19 protein-coding genes and 1 other RNA gene are annotated in these 21,933 nt (G+C 69.9%); 6 read left to right on the top strand and 14 right to left on the bottom strand.

Features of this window, described 5'->3' with window-relative positions; all coding sequences use genetic code 11:
• Positions 1 to 108: 108 nt before the first annotated feature.
• Positions 109 to 549 (top strand): azurin, encoded by a 441-nt coding sequence (gene azu, locus HDC36_RS10595; RefSeq protein WP_318241178.1) that lies wholly within the window; start codon positions 109 to 111, stop codon positions 547 to 549.
• A 209-nt stretch (positions 550 to 758) separates the two neighbouring features.
• Here azu and HDC36_RS10590 read toward each other — a convergent pair whose 3' ends face one another.
• Together HDC36_RS10590 and hemL are read right to left on the bottom strand one after the other, a co-directional pair.
• A complete protein-coding gene (locus HDC36_RS10590) occupies positions 759 to 3,533 on the bottom strand; it encodes a LuxR C-terminal-related transcriptional regulator (protein ID WP_179566993.1) in 2,775 nt (924 codons plus the stop codon).
• 221 nt (positions 3,534 to 3,754) lie between these two features.
• Positions 3,755 to 5,047, bottom strand: coding sequence for a glutamate-1-semialdehyde 2,1-aminomutase (hemL, locus tag HDC36_RS10585; RefSeq protein WP_179566992.1), 1,293 nt, complete (start codon positions 5,045 to 5,047; stop codon positions 3,755 to 3,757).
• A gap of 334 nt (positions 5,048 to 5,381) precedes the next feature.
• Here hemL and HDC36_RS10580 point away from each other — a divergent pair, with 334 nt between their 5' ends.
• The gene (locus HDC36_RS10580; protein WP_179566991.1) at positions 5,382 to 8,543 is read left to right on the top strand and encodes a TonB-dependent receptor; all 3,162 of its coding nucleotides are present in this window, start codon (positions 5,382 to 5,384) and stop codon (positions 8,541 to 8,543) included.
• A gap of 150 nt (positions 8,544 to 8,693) precedes the next feature.
• On the opposite strand, the gene thiE is transcribed toward HDC36_RS10580, so the two are convergent.
• Positions 8,694 to 9,317, bottom strand: a complete 624-nt coding sequence (gene thiE / locus HDC36_RS10575; RefSeq protein WP_179566990.1) for a thiamine phosphate synthase — start codon at positions 9,315 to 9,317, stop codon at positions 8,694 to 8,696.
• 74 nt (positions 9,318 to 9,391) lie between these two features.
• Between thiE and HDC36_RS10570 the strand changes: the two genes are divergently transcribed.
• Positions 9,392 to 9,583: a rubredoxin gene (locus HDC36_RS10570; RefSeq protein ID WP_179566989.1), complete on the top strand. Its 192-nt coding sequence runs from the start codon at positions 9,392 to 9,394 to the stop codon at positions 9,581 to 9,583.
• A gap of 222 nt (positions 9,584 to 9,805) precedes the next feature.
• Here the strand turns inward: HDC36_RS10570 and HDC36_RS10565 are convergent, their stop codons facing one another.
• From HDC36_RS10565 to HDC36_RS10520, 10 genes are all read right to left on the bottom strand, one after another.
• Positions 9,806 to 10,651, bottom strand: coding sequence for a SirB1 family protein (locus HDC36_RS10565; RefSeq protein ID WP_179566988.1), 846 nt, complete (start codon positions 10,649 to 10,651; stop codon positions 9,806 to 9,808).
• A gap of 107 nt (positions 10,652 to 10,758) precedes the next feature.
• Complete coding sequence (locus HDC36_RS10560) at positions 10,759 to 11,208, bottom strand: DUF192 domain-containing protein (protein WP_179566987.1); 450 nt, start codon at positions 11,206 to 11,208, stop codon at positions 10,759 to 10,761.
• Positions 11,209 to 11,383: 175 nt separating this feature from the next.
• Positions 11,384 to 12,031, bottom strand: a complete 648-nt coding sequence (rpiA, locus tag HDC36_RS10555; protein WP_145702709.1) for a ribose-5-phosphate isomerase RpiA — start codon at positions 12,029 to 12,031, stop codon at positions 11,384 to 11,386.
• Positions 12,032 to 12,129: 98 nt separating this feature from the next.
• Positions 12,130 to 12,600, bottom strand: a complete 471-nt coding sequence (locus HDC36_RS10550; RefSeq protein ID WP_179566985.1) for an EVE domain-containing protein — start codon at positions 12,598 to 12,600, stop codon at positions 12,130 to 12,132.
• A complete protein-coding gene (locus HDC36_RS10545; protein WP_179566977.1) occupies positions 12,597 to 13,190 on the bottom strand; it encodes a 5-formyltetrahydrofolate cyclo-ligase in 594 nt (197 codons plus the stop codon). The genes HDC36_RS10550 and HDC36_RS10545 overlap by 4 nt, the downstream gene beginning before the upstream one ends.
• A gap of 78 nt (positions 13,191 to 13,268) precedes the next feature.
• Positions 13,269 to 14,048: a thioesterase family protein gene (locus HDC36_RS10540; protein ID WP_179566975.1), complete on the bottom strand. Its 780-nt coding sequence runs from the start codon at positions 14,046 to 14,048 to the stop codon at positions 13,269 to 13,271.
• 160 nt (positions 14,049 to 14,208) lie between these two features.
• Positions 14,209 to 14,393, bottom strand: a non-coding RNA gene (gene ssrS, locus HDC36_RS10535) — 6S RNA.
• Between the two features lie 98 nt (positions 14,394 to 14,491).
• Positions 14,492 to 14,785 carry a cell division protein ZapA gene (locus tag HDC36_RS10530; RefSeq protein WP_003471552.1) on the bottom strand — a complete coding sequence of 98 codons (294 nt, stop codon included), beginning with the start codon at positions 14,783 to 14,785 and terminating at the stop codon, positions 14,492 to 14,494.
• A complete protein-coding gene (locus HDC36_RS10525; protein ID WP_179566973.1) occupies positions 14,782 to 15,003 on the bottom strand; it encodes a TIGR02449 family protein in 222 nt (73 codons plus the stop codon). The genes HDC36_RS10530 and HDC36_RS10525 overlap by 4 nt, the downstream gene beginning before the upstream one ends.
• A 67-nt stretch (positions 15,004 to 15,070) precedes the next feature.
• Positions 15,071 to 17,290 carry a GGDEF domain-containing phosphodiesterase gene (locus tag HDC36_RS10520; RefSeq protein ID WP_179566971.1) on the bottom strand — a complete coding sequence of 740 codons (2,220 nt, stop codon included), beginning with the start codon at positions 17,288 to 17,290 and terminating at the stop codon, positions 15,071 to 15,073.
• A 161-nt stretch (positions 17,291 to 17,451) separates the two neighbouring features.
• Here HDC36_RS10520 and HDC36_RS10515 point away from each other — a divergent pair, with 161 nt between their 5' ends.
• The 3 genes from HDC36_RS10515 (at position 17,452) to HDC36_RS10505 (ending at position 20,394) form a co-directional block, all read left to right on the top strand.
• A complete protein-coding gene (locus tag HDC36_RS10515) occupies positions 17,452 to 17,997 on the top strand; it encodes a YecA family protein (RefSeq protein ID WP_179566969.1) in 546 nt (181 codons plus the stop codon).
• Positions 17,998 to 18,001: 4 nt separating this feature from the next.
• The gene (locus HDC36_RS10510) at positions 18,002 to 19,327 is read left to right on the top strand and encodes an aminopeptidase P N-terminal domain-containing protein (protein WP_179566967.1); all 1,326 of its coding nucleotides are present in this window, start codon (positions 18,002 to 18,004) and stop codon (positions 19,325 to 19,327) included.
• A 65-nt stretch (positions 19,328 to 19,392) separates the two neighbouring features.
• Entirely contained in the window at positions 19,393 to 20,394 is a 1,002-nt protein-coding gene (locus tag HDC36_RS10505; protein WP_179566965.1) for a hypothetical protein, read from the top strand.
• Positions 20,395 to 20,512: 118 nt separating this feature from the next.
• Here the strand turns inward: HDC36_RS10505 and pepQ are convergent, their stop codons facing one another.
• Positions 20,513 to 21,841 (bottom strand): Xaa-Pro dipeptidase, encoded by a 1,329-nt coding sequence (gene pepQ, locus HDC36_RS10500; RefSeq protein WP_179566963.1) that lies wholly within the window; start codon positions 21,839 to 21,841, stop codon positions 20,513 to 20,515.
• Between the last annotated feature and the right edge of the window lie 92 nt (positions 21,842 to 21,933).

Below are 21,933 nucleotides of genomic sequence, written 5' to 3'. Positions count from 1 at the left end.
GCAAAGGCAGACAGTCGTGGCGACGCCGCTGCGCGCGCAGCGCATGCTGGCGAGGTTCGCGTTGCTGTGCCGTCCCCATTGAAGGAGTCCGTCTTGAAAGCGAAGTCGCTGTCCCCCTTGCTGGTCCTCGCCGCGCTCGCGTTCGCGCCGGCGGCCTGGGCCAAGACCTGCGCGGTGACCATCACCGGCACCGACCAGATGTCCTTCGACCAACCCCAGATCAAGGTCGCCGCCGACTGCACCGAAGTGGCGCTGACGCTCAAGCACAGCGGCAAGCTCGCTGCCGCGGTGATGGGCCACAACTGGGTGCTGACCAAGACCCCGGACTTCCAGGCGGTGGCCAATGCCGGCACCAGCTCCAGCCTGGCCGACAACTACCTGCCGAAGAACGACGCGCGGATCATCGCGCACACCAAGGTGATCGGCGCCGGGCAGTCGGACACGGTCAAGTTCTCCACCGCCAAGTTGAGCAAGGGCGGCGACTACACGTTCTTCTGCTCGTTCCCGGGGCACTGGGCGATGATGAAGGGCAAGTTCGTGTTCGGCTGAGTCGCCGCGGTTGCGGTTGCGCTGCAGGTTGCGATCGGCGATCTGCAGCGCCTTTCGAACAGGATGGTGCCGCAGGCGTCGGCCTGCGTCAGTGCCGACTCACCTGTAGGAGCGGCTTCGGCCGCGACCGGGCTTTCCCGGTAGGGCCCGGTCGCGGCTGAAGCCGCTCCTACAGGGTCGCGACGATTCTCGCGATTGCGAGATCGCACTCAGTCCAATGCGGAATCCGGCGGCGCCATGCGCTGCAGCAGGCCGCGTTGCAGCGCGCTGGCCAGCGCCGCTTCGCGGGTGCCGGCTTCCAGCTTGCGGTACAGGTTCTTCAGGTGGAACTTGACCGTGTTCTCCGACAGCGCCAGGCGTCGCGCGATCTGCTTGTTCGCATCGCCCTGCGCCAGCAGCGCCAGCACTTCCAGTTCGCGTTCGCTGAACAGGTCGGCGCCGCTGTCCTGGTCGTGGCGCAGCTTGTCGAGCAGCGCCTGGATGGTCATCGCCAGCGTGGTGTTCGGTGCGGCCTGCGGATCCTGCTGGCGCGCCATGCGCAGCAGCGCCTTGCCCGGCACGCCCAGTTCCAGCAGGCATTGCCAGGCCTGGGTGCTGGCCACGTGCTGCAGCGCGTGACGCAGATAGGGCAGGGCGGCGGCGGATTCGCCGCGGTCGTGCAGCACCAGCGCGATGCGCGCGCGCACCCGCGCCAGCTGCACCTGGTTGTCGGCGGCCACGCAGGCCGCTTCGACGCCTTGCAGCACCGCCAGCGCAGCGCGGGTGCGTCCGCCCAGCCGATGCCAGCGGGCCAGGGCGAAGCCGAGCGCGGCGAGGAAGCGCCAATCCTGCGGCTGGCCCAGCGCGTGCGCGAACCGCGCCTCGCCGCCGGTGCGCGCGACCAGCACGTCGATCGCCGGCGAGGGCGGCTGGTCGAGCAGCACGTGCAGCCGCCAGGCCAGCGCCAGGTCGGCGAGCCGGCCGAGGTGCCGCGCATGCGCGATGCGGTCGATATGGTCGAGCAGAGCCAGCGCGGCGCGGCCGCTGCGGTCGTGCTGCCGCGCCAGCACCAGCGCGGTCTCGTAGCCGGCGGCATAGATGTCCAGCCAGCCGTCGTGCTGTTCCAGGAACCCCAGCGCCGGCTGCAGGCAGTCGGCGGCTTCGTCGTAGCGGCCGTGCTCGCATTGCAGCTGCGCCAGCAGGCACTGGCCGACCGCCTGCAGGGTGGGATCGAGCTGTTGCTGGCGCTGGGCGATGGCCAGCGCCTGGCGGCAGATGGCTTCGGCCCGCTCCAGTTGGCCGCGGTAGTAGTGGCTCTGCGCCAGATGGATCAGCGCATAGCTGGCGCCGACTTCGCTGCCGCTGGCCTGCATCGCGGTACCGGCCAGCTGCGCATAGCGCTCGGCGCCGGCGAAATCGGCGCGGCCCAGTGCGGTGGTGGCGCAGATGCACCATAGCGTGCCGCGGCCCAGGCTGTCGTCCTCGTCCAGCGCCGCCGCCTGCGCGGCGATCTGCGCCAGTCCGCGCGGGTTGGCGCAGATCTGGTCGAGCAGGTCGCGCAGCAGCGCCACCACCACCGTGTAGTCGCGTTCGAACGGGGCGCGCACCTGTTCGGGGAAATCGCGGAAGCGTTCCAGCAGGGTCTGCGCGTGCGCGAACTCGCCCAGCTTCATGTGCAGGTAGGCCTGGGTCAGGTTCAGCGCCGGCCGCTCGCCGATGCTGCTGCGCGGGAAGCGGCGCAGCAGCGCGCGGATCGGGGCGGTGCCGTGGCGCAGCAGCAACTGCCAGGTGCCGGCGCGGGCGATGCAGTCGGCGGCGCTGTCGATCGCGCCGCCGCGCACCGCATGCCGCACCGCTTCGGGCAACTGTCCGTGCGCGTCGAACCAGTGCGCGGCGCGCCGGTGCAGCTGCGGCGCCAGTCCGGGCGTGTCGCGCTCCAGTTGCTGGTACAGATAATCGGCGAACAGCGGATGGAAGCGGAACCATTCGTGCTCGCCGTCCAGCGCTACCAGCAGGCCCTGGAAGTGCGCCAGCCGCTCCAGCAGGCGACCGCTGTCGTCGCGTTCGCGCACCGCGTCGGCGAGCGCGGCGTTGAACCGCTCCAGTGGCGAGAGCTGCAGCAGCAAGGCGCGCAAGGCCGGATCCAGGTCGTTGAGCACCTGTTCGGCCAGGTATGCCGCCAGCTCGGCGGTGCGTCCGGAGAACCGGCCCAGATCGTCGCGGCGGCGCTCGTCGCCGCCCAGCCAGAGCCCGGCCAATTGCAGCGCGACCGCCCAGCCCTCGGTCTGCCGGCGCAGCTGGCGGGCCATCGCCGCCGGCACCTGCGGTCCCAGCAGCGCCAGCGTCTCGGCGTCGTCCAGGGCCAGTTCGCGCGCGCCGATGCGTTCCAGCTGGCCCTGCAGCGCCCAGCGCGCCAATGGCAGCGCCGGTGCGCGCCGTGTCGCCAGCAGCAGATGCAATTGGCCGCCGGTGTGTTCGACCAGTCGCGTCACCACCTCGTCGAGCGCGCTGGCGTGGCCGCGGTCGTAGTCGTCGAGGATCACCAGCAGGCGTCGCGGCGCGGCGCGGATCGCGCGGATCAGCACCGGCAGGGTGGACGCCACATCCAGGTCCTGGCCCTGCTGCTGCAGCGCGGCCTGCAAGGGCGCGCCGAGTTCGATCCCGGCGCCGCGCGCGGCCAGTGCCAGGTAGGCGAGGAAACGCCCCGGATCGGCGTCGTCCTCGTCCAGCGACAGCCATGCTACCGCCGCCTCGCCGCGCTCGCGCAGGCGCTGGTGCCATTGCCCGAGCAAGGTGGTCTTGCCGAAGCCGGGCGGCGCCAGCAACAGGGTCAGCGGCAGCTCGGCGGCGCGGTCCAGGTGCTGCAACAACGCCTCGCGCGCCACCGCGGCCACGCGCGAGCGCGGCGGCGCCAGTTTGTCGGCCAGCACCCAGTCGGGCATGGCGGGACTGTCGTGCGCGGCCGGAGGGAAACGCGGATTCAACAGCGTGACAGGCTTGAGCATGTCGCCATGAGTGTCTGCAGCGGTCGCCCTTGCGCCCTCTGGCGGTTCGGGTGACGGTACGGAGTCGGACGCGTGCCGGCTCGCCGCGCAGATCGCGGAAAGCGCGTGTGCGGTACCGATTCCACGGGCCCCCGCCCTGATGCCGTCCGTTGGCCGTGAACGTTGAACTTATGACACGGCCGCGACAAAAGCAAAGTCGCGACCGGGTGCTCAGTTTCCGTTCAGCCGGCGGCGATCACGCCGAATGCCTCGCGCGCCGCGGCCAGCGTGGCCTCCAGCACGCCTTGATCGTGCGCGCTGGACAGGAAGCCGGCCTCGTACGCCGAGGGCGCCAGGAACACGCCGCGCGCGAGCATCGCGTGGAAGAAGCGGTTGAACGCGGCGGTGTCGCAGGCGGTGGCCTGGGCGTAGGTCTCGACCTTCTCCGACGTGAAGAACAGCCCGAACATCGCCCCGACCCGGTTGGTGGTGACCGCCACTCCGGCCGCGGCGGCGGCCTGCTCCAGCCCGGCGCACAGCGCGGCGGTGGCCGCATCCAGGCGCTGGTGGAAGCCCGGCGCCTGCACCAGTTCCAGCATCGCCAGGCCGGCGGCCATCGCCACCGGATTGCCGCTCAGCGTGCCGGCCTGGTAGATCGGCCCGGACGGGGCGATCTGCCGCATCAGCTCGGCGCGGCCGCCATAGGCGCCGACCGGCATGCCGCCGCCGATGATCTTGCCGAAGGTAGTCAGGTCCGGCACCACGCCGTAGTGCGCCTGCGCGCCGCCCAGCGCCACGCGGAAGCCGGTCATCACCTCGTCGAAGATCAGCAGCGCGCCGTGGCGGGTGCACAGTTCGCGCAGGTGTTGCAGGTAGCCCTCGCGCGGCGGGATGCAGTTGGCGTTGCCGACCACCGGCTCGATGATGACGGCGGCGATCTCGCCGCCGATCTGGTCGAACAAGGCGGTGGCCCCTTCGAAGTCGTTGTAGCTCAGCGTCGCGGTGAGTTCGCTCAGGCCTGCCGGCACGCCCGGCGAGGTCGGCACGCCCAGGGTCAGCATGCCGCTGCCGGCCTTGACCAGGAACGAGTCGCCGTGGCCGTGGTAGCAGCCTTCGAACTTGACGATGCGGTTGCGCCCGGTGGCGCCGCGCGCCAGGCGCACTGCCGACAGGGTGGCTTCGGTGCCGGAATTGACCATGCGCACCATCTCGCACGAGGGCACCAGGCGGGTGATGGTGTCGGCCATGGTCACCTCGGCCGGGCACGGCGCGCCGAACGACAGGCCGTCGCCGATCGCGCGCTGCACCGCCTCGCGCACCGCCGGGTGGTTGTGCCCGGCGATCATCGGCCCCCACGAGCCGACGTAGTCGATGTAGCGGTTGCCGTCCACGTCGTACAGATAGGGGCCGTCGGCGCGCTGCACGAAGAACGGCTCGCCGCCCACCGACTTGAAGGCGCGGACCGGCGAGTTGACGCCGCCGGGGATCAGCGATTGCGCCTGGGCGAAGAGGGCGTGCGAGCGGGCATGGTGCATGGGCGGGATCCTTGACGAGGCTGGCCGGGCCGGTGGGCCGGGCGCGGAGCGATGCCGCCTATTGTCGCGGCTGCCGCCTGCACGTGCCATGTCGCCCGCGGTTCGGCCGCGCACCTACCCGCCCGCCGCGCACCTACCCGCCGCGACCGGCTCCCTCGTGTGATCCGCTGCCTAGTATCGGAACGTCCAGGGGCGCACGGCCCGATCGCCGACAGCGAGCGGCCGTGCGGTGGGCGGAGTTTGCACAGGGTTCGCGGGGCGCGCCATCGGCCATTGGCGCGGCGCCTGCATTTTTCGTTGGGTTGCCAACGATCTTCATCTTCGGGGAGAGAGCATGCACCGTACGATCCGCAGGAGCGCCCTGGCGCTCGCGTTGGCGCTTGCCGCCGGCAATGGCTATGCGCAGTCCACCACCGGCAGCATCGTCGGCAGCGTGCCGCCCGGCGCCGGCGAGAGCAGCGTGCTGATCACCAACACCAGCGGCTTCAGCCGCGAGGTCAAGGTGGACGAACGCGGCCGCTACGCACAGGGCAATCTGCCGCTGGGCACCTACACGGTCACCCTCAAGCGCGACGGCCAGGTGGTGGAGACGCGCGAGAACATCAGCCTGGTGGTCGGCGCCGGCACCGAAGTCGGCTTCGGCGGCCCGGCGCAGACGCTGGATGCGGTCAACGTGGTGGCCGGCAACGTGGCCAGGATCGACGTGGCCAGCGTCGACAGCCGCACCGTGATCACCGCCGAGCAACTGGCGGTGCTGCCGCTGGGCCGCAGCGCCGAGGCCATCGCGTTGCTGGCGCCGGGCGTGGTCGCCAACAGCGGCGGCTACGACAACGGCCCGCTCGGCGGCTCGCTGGCCAGCTTCGGCGGCTCGGCGGCGAGCGAGAACGCCTATTACCTCAACGGCTTCAACACCACCGATCCGGCCAGCAGCCTGGGCGGGCTGACCTTGCCGTACGGCGCGATCGACCAGCAGGAAATCTTCACCGGCGGCTACGGCGCGCAATACGGACGTTCCAACGGCGGCGTGATCAGCCAGGTCGGCAAGCGCGGCAGCAACGAATGGCATTTCGGCGCGGCGGTGATCTGGCAACCGGACAGCCTCAGCGCCAGGCAGAGCGATCTGTATTTCCGCAAGGACAGCGTGTACTCGGATCCGAGCAATTCCAAGTACACCGCCGGCAACTACATGCCGCTGAGCGAGACCACCGCCGACCAGACCACCTACAGCGCCTACCTCGGCGGTCCGCTGGTGCAGGATCGATTGTTCTTCTTCCTGGCGCTGGAGCAGGTCGATTCCAGCGGCACCCGCGTCGCCGACGCGCGGGTCACCTCCGGCGGCATCTCCGGCTCGCCGTGGACCCGCTACGACTACAAGCAGACCCGCGCCTACGCCAAGATCGACTGGCAGATCAGCGACAACCACCTGCTCGAATTCACCGGCGCGCAGGACAAGGCGCGCACCAACGGCAACATCTACGGCTACGACTACGTCAATCGCGAGGTCGGCAGCTATGTGGGCCGCGAAGCCAAGAACGAGTTCGGCCCGACCCTGTTCCTGGGCAAGTACACCGGCTATTTCGGCGACAACCTCACCTTCACCGCGCTGTACGGCAAGGAGAGCCTGCCCAACAAGCTCACCGCGATCGGCTACGACGCCGGCAATGGCCCGTTCCTCAACAGCGTCGACAACCAGAACCCGGCGTACGTCGGCGCAACGCCGATCAGCAACCAGCAGCGCGTCGTCTCGATCACCGATCCGGACCGCGAGTACAAGAAGGACAACCTGCGCCTCAATCTCAACTGGCGACTCGGCGCGCACAGCATCGACGTCGGCATCGACAACCAGAAGAGCGAGGCGATCAACATCGGCACGTACAAGTCCGGCCCCGGCTATGCGTGGACCTACGGCTACACCCCGGACCCGTACGGCCTCAACAGCGGCGGCCAGGTCAGCGGTTCGGTGGCCGAGGACGGCAGCATCGGCGTGCCCAGCCCGGGCCTGGCCGATCCCACCTACGGCAGCACCGGCTACTACGTCACCCAGGACATCGACACCAACCTGTATTCCTACGACGCCAAGCAGACCGCGTACTACCTCGAAGACCATTGGCAGGCCACCGACAGACTGATGCTCTCGCTCGGCGTGCGCAACGACAGCTTCACCAACTACACCCCGTTCGGCCAGGCCTACATCGAGCTGAAGAACCAGTGGGCGCCGCGGCTGGGCTTCAGCTGGGACGTCCACGGCGATTCCAGCCTGAAGGTGTACGGCAACATCGGCCGCTACTACCTCGGCCTGCCGCTGTCGCCGGCGGGCCTGTTCACCCCCGCGGTGTCCACCAGCACCTACTACACCTACAGCGGCATCAACGCCGACGGCACGCCGATCCTGGCCACCCAGCTGGCGCCGCCGGTGTCGGCCAACTCGCGTTTCGGCCGGCTCGCCGACGTGCGCACCGCGGTGGCCGAGGACATCAAGGGCGAGAACCAGGACGAGGTCATTCTCGGCTTCACCACGGTGTTGCCGAACGATTGGGTGTTCGGCGTGCGCGGCACCCACCGCCGGCTCAACGACGGCATCGACGACACCAACCTCGACAACTCCAACGCGGGCCTGGTGGCGGCGGCCGCCGCCGCGGGCGTGGACATCGACTGGACCAAGAACGCCAGCGCGGCGCTGGTGAATCCGGGCAAGACCAATACCTACCGGGTGATCGGTACCGACGGCCAGGTGCATGCGCTGACCGTGACCCGCGAGCAGGGCGGCTACCCCGAATTCAAGCGCCGCTATTCGGCGCTGGAATTCAACCTGGAGCGTCCGTTCGACGGCCGCTGGTACACCAAGATGAGCTACGTGTGGTCGCACAGCTACGGCACCACCGAAGGCCAGCTGCGTTCGGACCTGTGGCGCACCGGCGGCGCCCTGGGCAGCTACCAGGGCCAGGCGGCGACCTCGACCACGCAGAGCTGGGACCATGCGGCGCTGATGGAGAATTTCAACGGCAACCAGTCCAACGACCGCCGCCATCAGCTGAAGGCATACGGCTTCTATCAGCTGACCGAGGAGTGGGGCACGTCCGCGAACCTGAGCCTGATTTCCGGCGCGCCACGGCCGTGCCTGGGCTATTACTACGGCAGCAACTACGACGCCGGCGACCGCGACCCGGCCGGCTATGCCAATCCCAGCATCACCGGCGGCACGTACCACTTCTGCTACAACCCGGCCACCGGCACCGGCGAGGCGTCGCCGCCGGGGTCGCATGGCAATCTTGGCTGGGTGGCGCAGCTCGACCTGGGCCTGACCTACAAGCCGAAGTTCGCCGAAGGCAAACTGGCGCTGAGCCTGGACGTGTTCAACGTCACCAACCGGCAGACGGTGACCAATGTCTATCCGTTCTCCGAATTGAATCCTGGTCAAGTCAATCCGCTATGGAACCAGGCAGTGGCCTACCAGGCGCCGCGCTCGGCACGGGTGACGCTGAGCTACGACTTCTGAGCGCGCATGGTTCCAAGCCCCTCTCCCGCCGGGAGAGGGGTTGGGGTGAGGGTACGGGCGCGAAGCGCCTCGCTGAGTTTGGAGGCGCGAGGCTTCGCACCAAGAGCGCTCCGCCAGCGGCGCATTCGATATCCGCGCCGGCCCCCTGCCTCAGTCGAAGCAGGCGCGGTAGGCGGCCAGCGCGGCAGGCGGATCCTTGGCGTCGAACACGCCGCTGATCACCGCCAGCAGGTCGGCGCCGGCGGCGACCAGGGCGCGGCCGTTGTCGGGACGCACCCCGCCGATCGCCACCCGCGGCAATCCCAGCGCCGCGGCATCGCGCAGCAGGCCGGGGTCGGCGCGGCGCGTGGTGACCTTGCTGCGGGTGGGGAAGAACGCGCCGAAGGCGACGTAGCTGGCGCCGGCCGCGGCGGCGGCGCGGGCCAGCGCGAGGTCGTCGTAGCACGAGGCGCCGATCAGCGCCTCGGCACCGAGCGCTGCGCGCGCGGCGGCCAGGTCGCCGTCGTCTTCGCCCAGGTGCACGCCGGCGGCGCCGACCGCCTGCGCCAGGGCCACGTCGTCGTTGACGATCAGCGGCACCCCGGCCTGCGCGCACAGCGCCTGCAGCGCCGTCGCCTGGGCCAGGCGCTGCGCCGCGTCGGCGCGCTTGTTGCGGTACTGCAGCCAGGTCGGGCCGTGGCCGAGCAGCGGCGCCACGCGCGCCAGCAGGCGCGCGCCGTCGGCCTCGTCGGGCGTGATCAGGTAGACGCCGCGTGGCGGCGGTGATGCATTCATGGAGGAGCCTTCCGGTGTGCAGGCGACGGTGGGACAATGCCCCTCCGTTCGGCCCGTAGACCCGCGATTATCCAATGAGCGATGCCACTGCCACCACCTACCGCGCCTGGATGTGCGTCGTCTGCGGCTTCATCTACCGGGAAATCGACGGCCTGCCGGAAGAGGGCATCGCCCCCGGCACCCGCTGGGAAGACGTGCCCGACACCTGGACCTGCCCGGACTGCGGCGTGACCAAGGACGATTTCGAGATGGTGGAGATGGATTGATTGAAGGCCGGGATTTGGGATTCGGCATTGGGGATTCGCAAAAGCAGCTTGCTGCAGCAGACCAAAAGTCGCCGAGCTTCTTTAGGAGCGGTTTCACCCCAGACGCCGTGCTGATAGATCAGATCGGGGCTTGAAACCCCTACTGCAGGTCGCAGCGAATCATCGGGTAGACGCTGAGGCCGCTTTTGCGAATCCCCAATGCCGAATCCCAAATCCCGGCCCTCAATGCATTCGCTGCGCCCGCGCGCTAAGTTCCACCAGGCGTTCGCGGATCGGCAGCACGTCGTTGGCTTCCGGGTTCAGTTGCAGGTAGCGGCCCAGGTCGCGGCGCGCGCCGGGGACGTAGTCCATCTGCAGGTAGGCCAGGCCGCGGTCGCGCAGGGCTTCGGGCTGGTCGGGCATCAGTTTGAGCACGCGGTCGGCGCTGCGCGCGGCGCGATCCCATTCGTCGCGTTCGGCGTAGACGCCGTGCAGGTTGCGCAGCACCCGGGTCAGGATCGCGCGGTGCGGCGCCGGATCCAGGATCTGCAGCAGAGCACGGTCGTCCGGGGTCTCGCCGCCCAGGTGCGGACGCGCGCGTTCGCGCAGTTCTTCCACCGCCAGCGGGCGGCCGCCGTTGAACGGGTCCATCACCAGCAGGCCGTCGTCCACCGGCAGGCGCACCAGGAAGTGTCCGGGGAAGGACACGCCGTCGAGCGGGATGTCCAGCCGCCGCGCCACTTCCATCTGCACCAGCGCCAGCGAGATCGGATTGCCCAGGCGGCGCTCGAAGACCTCGTTCATGTAGCTGTTGCGCGGGTCGTAGTACTCGTCGTGGTTGCCGCTGTAGCCGAGTTCCTCGAACAGGTGGCGGTTGATCGCGGCCATCTTCAGCGGCCACGGCTCGATCATCGCCACTTCGTGGCGCAGGTGCTCGGCGTGGTTCTGCGCCAGCGTGTCGTAGTGCTCGGCATCCAGTTCCGGATACTCGTCGCGGGCGATCAGCAGCGCGGTGGCCAGCAGCGGCAGCGCATCGTCGTCCAGCGCGGCCAGGGTATTCCAGCTCGGCAATGTCAGTCGGTCGACCATGGCCCAAGACTGGCTGCAAAGTGCGACGCGATCAAGTCCGGGGGTTCCCGACAGCGGTGTCGGGTTCAGCGCCACAGCGGCGGCGCTTTTTCCGACGCCGGCGCGGCTCAGCGGGCGGTGGGGATGCCCGGGCCGAAGCTCAGTTCGGCGCCGTCCTGCAGCTTGAGTTGCGCGGCCTGGCCGGCATTGAGTTCCAGCACGTAGCGCGCCGGCGCGTTGCTGGGATAGGGCGGGCAGGCGTTGCCGGCCGAGCACGGCGGCACGTCGCGCTGCTGCGCCACCAGCTTGCGCTGGGTGTCGAAGTACAGGATGTCCAGCGCGATCTTGGTGTTCTTCATCCAGTACGCCTGCGGTTCCTCGCGGTCGTGGATGAACAGCATGCCGTGGTCGGCGTCCATCTGGTCGCGGAACATCAGCCCGCGCGCGCGGGTCGCATCGTCCTGGGCCAGCTCGACCTGGTAACGGTGTCCGGCCAGTTCCACCCAATGGCCGCCGGCGCTGGCGCAGCCGCTGAGGGTCAGCAGGACGAGGACGAACAGGGCGCGGAACAGGGACATGGCGTTGCCGGGGAAGGTGGGATCAGCGCGCACCTTGTTGCATGGTGGGTGGCGAGTCAAGAGAGCCGGGAGTGGGGATTCGGGATTGGGGATTCGCAACAGCGGATTCGGAGGCCGGAGGGAGGTTTTGGCTTTTACGAATCCCCAATCCCGAATCCCGAATCCCGCGCGCGTCCTACAGGACGCGCGGCGGCTCCCCACCGACGATCACCACGTCGGCCGGGCGGCGCGCGAACAGGCCGACGCAGACCACGCCGGGGATCTGGTTCAGTTCGCGCTCCAGCGCCACCGGATCGGTGATGCTGAGGTGGTGCACGTCGAGCACCACGTTGCCGTTGTCGGTGACCACGCCGTCGCGCCAGACCGGCTGGCCGCCGGTGCGCGCCAGGATCTCGCGCGCGACCAGGCTGCGCGCCATCGGGATCACCTCGATCGGCAGCGGGAACGCGCCCAGCGTCTGCACCTGCTTGCTCGGGTCGATGATGCAGACGAAGCGCTCGCTGGCCTCGGCGATGATCTTCTCGCGGGTCAGCGCGGCGCCGCCGCCCTTGATCAGGCAACGGTTCGGATCGCACTCGTCGGCGCCGTCCACGTACAGCGACAGGTTGCCGGTGTGGTTCAGCTCCAGCACCTCGATGCCGTGCTGGCGCAGGCGCGCGGTGCTCTGCTCGGAGCTGGACACCGCGCCCTTGATGCGATGGCCGATGCGGCCCAGCGCGTCGATGAAGTAGGCCACGGTGGAGCCGGTGCCGACGCCGACGATCATTCCGTCTTCGACGTATTCGATGGCTTTTTCGGCGGCCAGGCGTTTGCTTTCGGACATGGGGGGCTCGGGATTCGTGATTGGGGATTGGGGATTCGTCAAAGCGGCAGGCGGGGCCGGGCAGGGACGAATCCCCAATGCCCAATCCCCAATCCCGGCTACTCGAGCGCCAACAGCAGCTTCCACTGCGCGGCGCTGACCGGGAACACCGACAGGCGGTTGCCGCGCGCGGTCAGCGGGAAGCCTTCGCCGAGCGCGTCGGCGTGCTGCTTGATCTCGTCCAGCGCGATGGTGCGCGCGAGCTTGCGCTCGAAGGCGACGTCCACCAGATACCAGCGCGGCTGTTCGCGGGTGGCCTTGGGGTCGTGGTAGTCGGAGGTGGGATCGAACTGGGTGACGTCCGGATACGCGTCGCTGGCCACCGTGGCGGTGCCGACGATGCCGGGCACCTTGCAGTTGGAGTGATAGAACAGGATGCCGTCGCCGACCTTCATGCCGTCGCGCATGAAGTTGCGCGCCTGGTAGTTGCGCACCCCGTTCCAGGGTTCGCTGCCGACCCGCTGCAGGTCGTCGATCGAGAAGGCGTCCGGTTCGGATTTCATCAGCCAGTAGCGCTTGCGTGCGGTCATGCGGGGAGATCGGTCGCGGTCAGGAGGGTGTGGGAGTCGGTGCAGACCGCATCCAGCGCCACGTCCCAGGCGGCGACGGACAGCGCGTCGACCTGCTGCGCAGCGAAGGCGGCGCCGACCAGCCAGGGCGGAGGCGCTTGCCGCTGGCGAAATGCGAAGCTGCGATCATACCAGCCGCCCCCCATGCCCAGGCGTCCGCCGCCGGCGTCGAAGCCGACCAGCGGTGCCACCACCAGCGCCATCTGCTCGGGCGCCAGCGTCGCCTCGGCGGCGACATCGGGTTCGGGAATGCCGTAGCGGTTGGCGGTCAGCGGCTGCCCCGGGCGCCACGGCGCGAAACGCAGGGTCTTGCCGCTGAGCACCGGCAGGCAGTACTGCACGCCGGCCGGCAGGCTCAATTGCCAGCGGTGCAGCGCGATCTCCCCGTCCATCGCCCAATAGCCGGCGACGTGGCCGTGCTGCGGCGCGAACGGCAGGTCCAGCAAGCGCAGCGCCAGCGCGTCGGCGGCGGCCAGGCGCGCGGCGGCGGGGAGCGCGCGGCGGCGCGCGCGCAGTTGCTGGCGCAGGAGGTCGCGGTCGTCGGGAGTCATCGGGCAGGCGCGGGAAGGGATGGCGCTATTGTCGGTGCCGGCGCGTGGACTGGCTAGGGCGTTGCCGTCGTCGCCGCATCAGGCGTAGATCGCCACCGTCTGCCGGCCCGACAGCACCAGCTGCCCGGCTTCGTCCCAGATCTGCATGTCCTGCAGCGAGTAGCCGTCGGCGGCGTGCTGGCTGGCCGAACGCAGCAGGAACCAGTCGCCTGCCGCGGCCGGCTGCGGGAAATCCAGGGTCCAGGTCATCGAGCTGACCGGCGCCGGTTCGGTGAAGCAGGCCATCGCCGCCGGCGGCAGGCTGTCGCCGAGCGCGACCAGGGCCAGGCTCGGATCCACGCCCGCGCTGTCGCGATGGCGCACCCAGACCATCAGCTCCGGGCTGGCCGCGGCGGACACCGGCAGCGCGCCGCCGGCCAGGCGCATCTCGAAGTTGGCGGCGAACGCCGGAGTGATCGCGCTGGCGGCGATCGGCGTTGCGGCGTCGGGCCCGCACACCGCGGGCCGCGCAGGCATGAAGTCGTGGGCGATGCGGCTGGGACGCGGCTGCGCGAACAGCAGCGCCGCGCGCAGCGCGACCTGCGCGCCGGCCAGGCAATCGACCGCGATCGAGGTGGCGGACTTGCCCTGGCGCAACGGCTGCGCCTGGAAACGCAGGGTGGCGTCTGTGGGGCCGACGAACCAGATATGCGCCGACTTCAGCGGCGGCAGCGCGGACGGCGCCGCGCGCAGCGCGGTCTGCAGCGCCAGCGCCGCGGACAGGCCACCGAAGGCGGTGCGTCCCTGCAACCAGCTGGCAGGCACGTCGAACCCGGCGTTCGGGTCGAAGCGGTCGATGATCTGGGCGAGCGAGGGCATGCGGCGTCTCCTGGAAGGGCGCGACAGTATCCCAGGCTTGCGCGGGCGGCTGGTCGGTGCGGGGACGCCAGCGACGGCGCCGAGGCGATGGGCGTCGGGCGTGGCGCATGCCGGACGCACAAAAGGAAACGGCGCCTTGCGGCGCCGTTTCCGGGATATTGCATTCTCCGCCATGACGATGCGTGCGAAACGACCTTGAACCCGGGGTTCAAGTGGGATAGCTGGGGAACCATCGGGCTTCCCGCTACAAGGCGGACCTGCACACCCGATTCCGTCGCCATCCCGTGGTCGTAATTAAGGGACAAGGCGAATGTTTGCACACGCTGTCGTTTACAGCAGAGAACGCAAGCGAAGTATAGCGCCGTCGCCGCGCTTGGCTAGTCCGTTCGTCGGTCGCGCGGTACGGCGCAATTCACGTTGATGATCGAAATGCGAGGCGTGTATCAACGCGCCGTATCGACCACGCCGTCGAGTCGGCGATTGAGATCGGCGAGCGTGCGCGCCATCTCATGATCGCGCCGGGCCTGCTCGTCGCGCAGTTGCTGCAGCTCGTGCGCCAGGTTCAAGGCGGCCAGCACCGCGACCCGGTCGACCGCGGCCATGCGGTTGCTGCCGCGCACCTCGCGCATCTTCGCGTCGAGCAGGCGCGCGGCGGCGAGCAGGCTGTCGCGTTCTTCGGCCTCGACGCCGACGGTGTATTCGCGGTCCAGGATGCGGACGCTGACCGGTTCGCTCACGTGTGCTGCTCCAGCGACTTGAGCCGGGTGATCATCGCCTCGACCCGCGAGCGCGCCTGCTCGTTCTTGGTCAGCAGCTGCGAGCGCTCGCCGATCAACTGCTCCTGCTGCTGGCGCAGGCTGCGGTTCTCGTCGGCGAGGCGCTGGCAGCGCTCGACCAGCGTTTCCACGCGTGTGGCGAGGGTGCGAAGCTGGGCGAGGGCGTCGGGGCTGTCCATGGCGCCCACGATAGGCATGCGCCCGAGCGGCGGTCAAGACGCCGGCGGACGGCGCGACGGCCGCCGCTCAGGCGGGCAGCAGCAGCGGCTGCCGCAGCAACTGCAGGCAGGCGTCCGGTTCCAGTGCCGGCGCGACCAGATGGCCCTGGATCTCGTCGCAGCCGTGCTGGCGCAGGAAGGCCAGCTGGCCGGGCAGCTCCACGCCTTCGGCGACCACTTTCAGGGTCAGCGAGTGGCCCATCGCGATGATGGTGCTGGTGATCGCCTCGTCGTCCGGATCGCGGGTCAGGTCGCCGATGAATTCCTGGTCGATCTTCAAGGTGTTGATCGGCAAGCGCTTCAGGTAGGCCAGCGACGAATAGCCGGTGCCGAAGTCGTCGATCGCCAGGGCCAGGCCCAGGGCGCGGCAGGCGTGCAGGGTGGCGGCGTTCTTGCCGACCTGCGACATCACCACGCTTTCGGTGAGTTCCAGCTCGACGTTGCTGGCCGGGACCCCGGTCTCGGCCAGGATCCGCGCCATCAACGCCGGCAGGTCGCCGCGCTCGAGCTGGATCGCCGAGACGTTGACCGACATGCACAAGTCGGTCAGGCCCAGCTGGCGCCATTCGCGCAGCGTGCTGCAGGCCTGGCGCAGCACCCATTCGCCGATCTCCAGGATCAGCCCGGTTTCTTCGGCCAGGGGGATGAACTGGCTCGGCGAGACCGTGCCGAAATCGGCGCTGTGCCAGCGCAGCAGCGCTTCCACGCCGACCACGCGCTGCTCGCGCAGCGAATAGCGCGGCTGGTAGACCAGCTTCAGCTCCTGGTCGAACGGGATCTTGCGCAGGCTGCTGGCCAGCGTGGCGCGGTGGCGGGTGGCCTCGTCCATGCGCGCCGAATAGACCTGCACGTTGCGGCGCCCGGCGGCCTTGGCCTGGTACATCGCGGTGTCGGCATGCTTGAGCAGTTCGCTGGGCAGCAACGCGTGCTGCGGGAACAGCGAGATGCCGATCGACGAGGAGATCGCCACTTCGCGGCGATCCTCCAGTTGCAGCGGCGCATCGAACGCGGCCAGCACGCGCGTGGCGACGGCTTCGGCCTCGGCCTGATCGGCGATGTCCTCCACCACCACGGTGAACTCGTCGCCGGCCAGGCGCGCGACCGTGTGCTGCGGGCCCACCGCCTGCTGCAGGCGTTCGGCGACCGCGCGCAGCACCCGGTCGCCGACCGCATGGCCGAGCGAATCGTTGATGTCCTTGAACCGGTCCAGGTCCAGGAACAGCACCGCCACCGAACTGCCCTGGCGCCGCGCACGCACGATCGCGCGCGCCAGCCGCTCGGACAGCAGCGCGCGGTTGGGCAGGCTGGTCAGCGTGTCGTAGTTGGCCAGGTAGCGCAGTTCCTGCTCGGCGCGCTTCTGGTCGGTGATGTCTTCCAGCACCACCACGTGGAAGCTGTGCCGGCCGTCGGCGTCGACGACCGTGTTGCGGCGCACGTGGCAGAGGATTTCCAGGCCGTCCTTGCGCCGCTTCCAGGCATCGCCGCGCCAGGACCGGCCGCGCTCGAGCGGCGGCGCGGCGGGCACGTCGGGCGCATGGTCGAGCAGGGTCATCGGCTGGCCGAGCACCTCGCGTTCGCTGTAGCCGGTGATGCGGGTGAAGGCCGGGTTGACCGAGATGAAGCGCAAGTCTTCGTCCAGCACCGCGACCGCCTCGCTCATGCTGCGCAGCACTTCGCTGGCGATGCGCCGTTCCAGGTCGGCCTGGCGGTGCGAGGTGATGTCGCGTGCGGTGCCGGCGAGCCGGCGCGGCTTGCCGGCGGCGTCGTAGTCGACCACGCGGCCGCGCACCCGCGCCCACAGCCACACGCCGTCGCCGGCCAGGTCCACCCGGTACTCGGCCACGTAGACCGGGGTCAGGCCCTGCAGGTGTTCGCGCAGCGCGCGCTCGGCCTGCGGCACGTCGTCGGGGTGGATGCGCAGCGGATCGTCCTCGCGGATCACCATGGTGATCTCCTGCGCATGCGGCGCCGCCTCGTCGGCGCGCATGCGGCGCAGCTTGCGCTGCTGCAGGTCGTAATCCCAGAAGTGCTCGCCGGAGGCCCACAGCGCCAGCTTCAGATGGCGGTCGCGCTGTTGCAGCTGCTGCTGGCGTTGCTGCTGTTGCTGCATGCGCCGCCGCCAGTGCAGCGCCTGCAGCGCGGAAACCAGCGCGGCCACCGCCAGGATCGCCGCTGCGGCGGCCCAACCCCAGCGCCAATCCGTTCCGGCATGGCCGGCAATTCCCGCAGCGACGTGCTCGATCGACATGGCGGGAAGAGGGCTTCGGTCAGGAAAGGGGGTGGTGGAGTGTAGGCGCCCGCCGGAAGCCTTCACAAGCAGCGCGACACATGCGGATTGCTACACTGCGCAGTCCCGCTCCGCCGCTGGCCCCGACTCTCCGTGGCGAGCGCACAACAGGCCTTGCGTCCATGATCGAACTTCCTAGCGCCGACGACGTCACCCAAGCCAGCCAGCAACTGGGCCTGGCCGCGTCGGCGGCCGAACTCCACGGCGCGTTGTGCGGCTGGCTGGCCGGCGGCGGCGCCGACCTGGCGGCGTGGCCGGCCGCGGTGCTGGCCGATGCCGGCATCGCCACGCCGCGCCGCGGCGACGTGCTGGACCGCTTGCGCGAGGCCACCGCCGCGCAACTGGAGGACCGCGATTTCGCCTTCGACCTGGTCCTGGCCGATGCCGGCGCGCCGCTGTCCGAGCGCGCCGACGCCCTGTTCGACTGGTGCCGCGGCTTCCTCGGCGGGTTCGGCCTGGCCGCCGGCGCCAAGCCGCCGTTGTCGGAAGAAGGCGAAGAGTCGCTGCAGGATCTGGCGCGGCTGGCCCAGGCCAGCACCGACGATTTCGACAGCGCCGACGAGGACGAGGACGCGCTGGCCGAGATCGAGGAATTCGTGCGCGTGGCCGCGCTGCTGCTGCACAGCGACTGCGTGCTCGGCCCGCGCCATCGGCAACGCCTGAACTGACGCGATGAAGCGACTCACCGGCATCGGCGCGGGCGAATACGCGCGTCGGCGCAAACACCTGATGGACATGGCCGGCGACCACGCCATCCTGGTGCTGCCCAGCGCGCCGGAGCGGGTCCGTAGCCACGACACGCACTATCCGTACCGGCAGGATTCGGATTTCTGGTACCTGTGCGGTTTCCCCGAGCCGGAGGCGGTGCTGGTGCTGGTGCCGGGCCGCAAGCACGGCGAGGCGCTGCTGTTCTGCCGCGAGCGCGATCCCGAGCGCGAGGCCTGGGACGGCCCGCGCGAAGGCCAGGAAGGCGCGGTGGAACGCTACGGCATGGACGATGCGTACCCGATCGAGGATCTCGACGAGATCCTGCCGGGCCTGCTGGAAGACCGCTCGCGGGTGTACTACCACTTCGGCCGCGATGTCGATTTCGACCTCAAGCTGATCGGCTGGGTCAATCGGGTGCGCGAGCAGGTGCGGCATGGCGCGCAGCCGCCGCACGAGTTCCTGGAACTGGGCCACCTGCTGCACGAGCAGCGCCTGTTCAAGTCGCGCGACGAGATCGCGCTGATGCAGGTCGCCGCCGACCTCAGCGTGGCCGCGCATCGCGCGGCGATGCGGCTGGCGCGGCCGGGCATCCACGAATACCAGGTGCAGGCCGAGATCGAGCGCGAGTTCCGCGCCGGCGACGCCTGGCCGGCGTACGGCAGCATCGTCGGCAGCGGCGCCAACGCCTGCGTGCTGCACTACCGCGCCAACGCCGCGCGCCTGCGCGACGGCGAACTGGTGCTGGTCGACGCCGGCGCCGAGTACCGCGGCTACGCCGCCGACATCACCCGCACCTTCCCGGTGAGCGGCCGCTTCAGCGCCGAGCAGCGCGCGCTGCACGATCTGGTCGGTGCGGCGCATGCGGCTGCGCTGGCGCAGGCGCGGCCGGGCGTGGCCTACGAGGCCGGGCACCTGGCGGCGGTGCAGACCCTCACCGAAGGCTTGCTGCGGCTGGGCCTGCTCAAGGGCACGCTGGAGCGGAACCTGGCCGATGGCGACTACCGGCGTTTCTACCGGCACAAGACCGGGCACTGGCTCGGCCTGGACGTGCACGACGTCGGCGACTACAAGCTGGCCGGCGCCTCGCGTCTGCTCGAGCCGGGCATGGTCTTCACCATCGAACCGGGGCTGTACATCGCCGCCGACGACAAGCAGGTGGAGCCGCGCTGGCGCGGCATCGGCATCCGTACCGAAGACGACGTGCTGATCACCGACGACGGCCACCGCGTGCTGACCGCCGCGCTGGAGCGCAGCGCCGAAGAGATCGAAGGCTTGATGGCCGGTGATTGACGCCGCGCTTGCGTACGTCACGCGGGTTGCGCACAGTAGCTTGCTTCCGGGGGGAGGGGGCAGGCATGAAGAAATGGATGCAGGCAGTGCTTGCGGCAGCGCTGTGCCTTGCTGCCGCTGCTGAGGCGGTTGCCCAGGACGCGGCGGCGCCACCATCGCCTGCCGCTGCCGCCTCGGCGCCAGTGCCGTCAGCGGTGCCGACGCTGGCGCTCGAAGATCTGCAGACCTTGTTGTCGGCGCGCTCGGCGCCTGCGGCGCGCGAGCAGATGCTGGCGCAGTTGGTCGCGCTGGCCGGCAGGGGCGACGGCATGTCGGCCTACGTGCTCGGCGTGCTGTACCGCAATGGCGAGGCGCATCCGGCGCATCTGGTGCCGCGCGAGCCGGATACCGCGCGCTATTGGCTGGAGCGGTGCCTGGGCATGCCGCGTTGCCCGCTGTTGGCGCTGGCGTCGCTGGCGGAACTGGAGTTGTCGGCAGGCCGTGCCAAGCCGGCACTGCAATGGGCGCAGGGCTGGGTGGCATTGGATCGCGAGTTCACCACCCGCGCCCGCGCGATCGAAGGCCGCACGCTGCGTCCCAGCCAGCGCAATCGCGATACCGCTTACCACGCCTATCTGCTGGAGCGTTGCTATGCGGCGATGCCGGCGGGCGACCGCGACGCGCTCGGACTCGCCTGGTTCAACGAATTCCGCGGACAGTGGGGCGGCGTGCTGGACCGGATGCTGTTCGCGCAGATCGATGCCCTGCAGGCGCAGTCGACAGGAGAGGACAGTGGACTGGCCGCGCGCGCCGAGAACCAGCGACGCAAGACCGTCCTCGACAGCCCGATGGATCTGCCGGTGACGCCTGCGCTGAGCCTGTTCTTGCTGCGTGGCGATCCGCAGGGCGGACGCCCCGAGTCGGCCCTGGTGGTCGAGGCGCTGCCCTCGCCGAACGCGGCGCGCGGACTCGAAGCGCTTGCGCACGATTTCAAGACCGCGCCCTATCCTGCGCAGGCCGGGCAACGGCGCTACGACCTGATGCCGATGAGTTTCAACCGCGGTCCTTACGCGCTGACCGGGAAGTGAGCGCGGCGCCGCCGAGCGACTTCAAGACGGCCCCGGCGCGGCCCGGCGATGCAGCCGCGCGTGCATGGGGGATAAGCATGCTGGCCCGAGCGCATCCGCGACGGCGCGTCGGCCGTGGTCAGGCGGCTGCCGCGAACGCCGGCCGGGTCAGGTTCTCCGGTTCGCCCTCGGTGCACGCCACTTCGTCTTCGATGCGGATGCCGCCGTAGGGCTTGAACTGCTCGACCCGGTTCCAGTCCACGCTGGCGGCATGGCCGCTCTTCCTGACCTCGTCGAGCAGCATGTCGATGAAGTACACGCCCGGTTCGATCGTCACCACCATGCCCGGTTCGAGCACGCGGGTCATGCGCAGATAGGGATGGCCGGCGGGGCGCTCGATGCGGCCGCCGCGGTCGCTGGCGGCGAAGCCGGCCACGTCGTGCACCTGCAGGCCGATCGGGTGGCCGAGGCCGTGCGGGAAGAACGCGGCGCTGACGCCGGTGGCCAGCGCGGCTTCCGGCGATACGGTGATCACGCCGAAGTCCTTGAGCACGCCCATCAGCGCCAGGTGCGCGTCGAGGTGCAACTGCTTGTAGTCCACGCCGGCGCGCACGCCCTGGCCCATGCGGATCTGCGCGGCGTCGACCGCGTCGATCAGCGCCTGGAACTCGCTGCCGGTGTCGGCGGCATAGCTGCGGGTGATGTCGCTGGCGTAGCCGTGCGCGGAGGCGCCGGCATCGATCAGGAAACTGCGCCGCTGCGCCGGCGCCTGCCGCTCCAGTTCGGTGTAGTGCAGTACCGCGCCGTGCTCGTTCAGCGCAATGATGTTCCCGTACGGCAGTTCGTTGGCGTCCTGGCCGACCGCGCTGCAATACGTCATGTGGATCTCGAACTCGCTGCGGCCGTCGCGGAACGCGGCTTCGGCGGCGCGGTGGCCGCGTACCGCCAGGTGCTGCGCCTGACGCATGAGCGCCAGTTCGTAGGCGGTCTTGTAGGCGCGGTGGTATTCCAGGTACTGCACCACCGCGTCCGGATTGTTCGGCACGTAGTCGCCCAGCGCGCTCTGCGCTTCGCCGAGGATCGCGCAGCGCGCGGCCGGTCCCGGCAGCAGCGCCAGCGCGTCTTCCGGGGTGCGGATCACGTGGATGTCGCAATGCTCGACCCACCAGCCGTTCGGCGCCGCCGGCACCACGTGCCAGTAGTCGCGCGGCTGGTGGAAGATCAGCTGCGGGCGGCGTCCCGGGGTGTATACCAGCCAGCTGTTCGGCACCCGGGTCAGCGGCAGCCAGGCCTTGAACTGCGGGTTCACCGCATACGGATAGTCGCGATCGTCGAACAGCTGGTAGTGCAGGCTGCCGCTGGGCACGAGCAGATGGTCGAAGCCGCCGCGCGCCAGCGCGGTGTCGGCGCGTTGCGCCAGCGTGCGCAGGTGCGCGGCGTACAGGGCGCTGGGGTCTTGCTGGCTCATGGCGACTCGTTCGGCGATGCGGAAAATTGGATGCCAAGTTTGCCGCAAACGGCGCGAGCGTGGTGACGCACCGCGTGCCCACGCGTGGCATG

Origin of the sequence: Xanthomonas sp. JAI131 (assembly GCF_013410075.1) — a bacterium.
Lineage (GTDB): Bacteria > Pseudomonadota > Gammaproteobacteria > Xanthomonadales > Xanthomonadaceae > Xanthomonas_A > Xanthomonas_A bonasiae.
The sequence above is the reverse complement of the archived record's forward strand: the minus strand, read 5'-3'. Positions and strand labels throughout refer to the sequence as shown.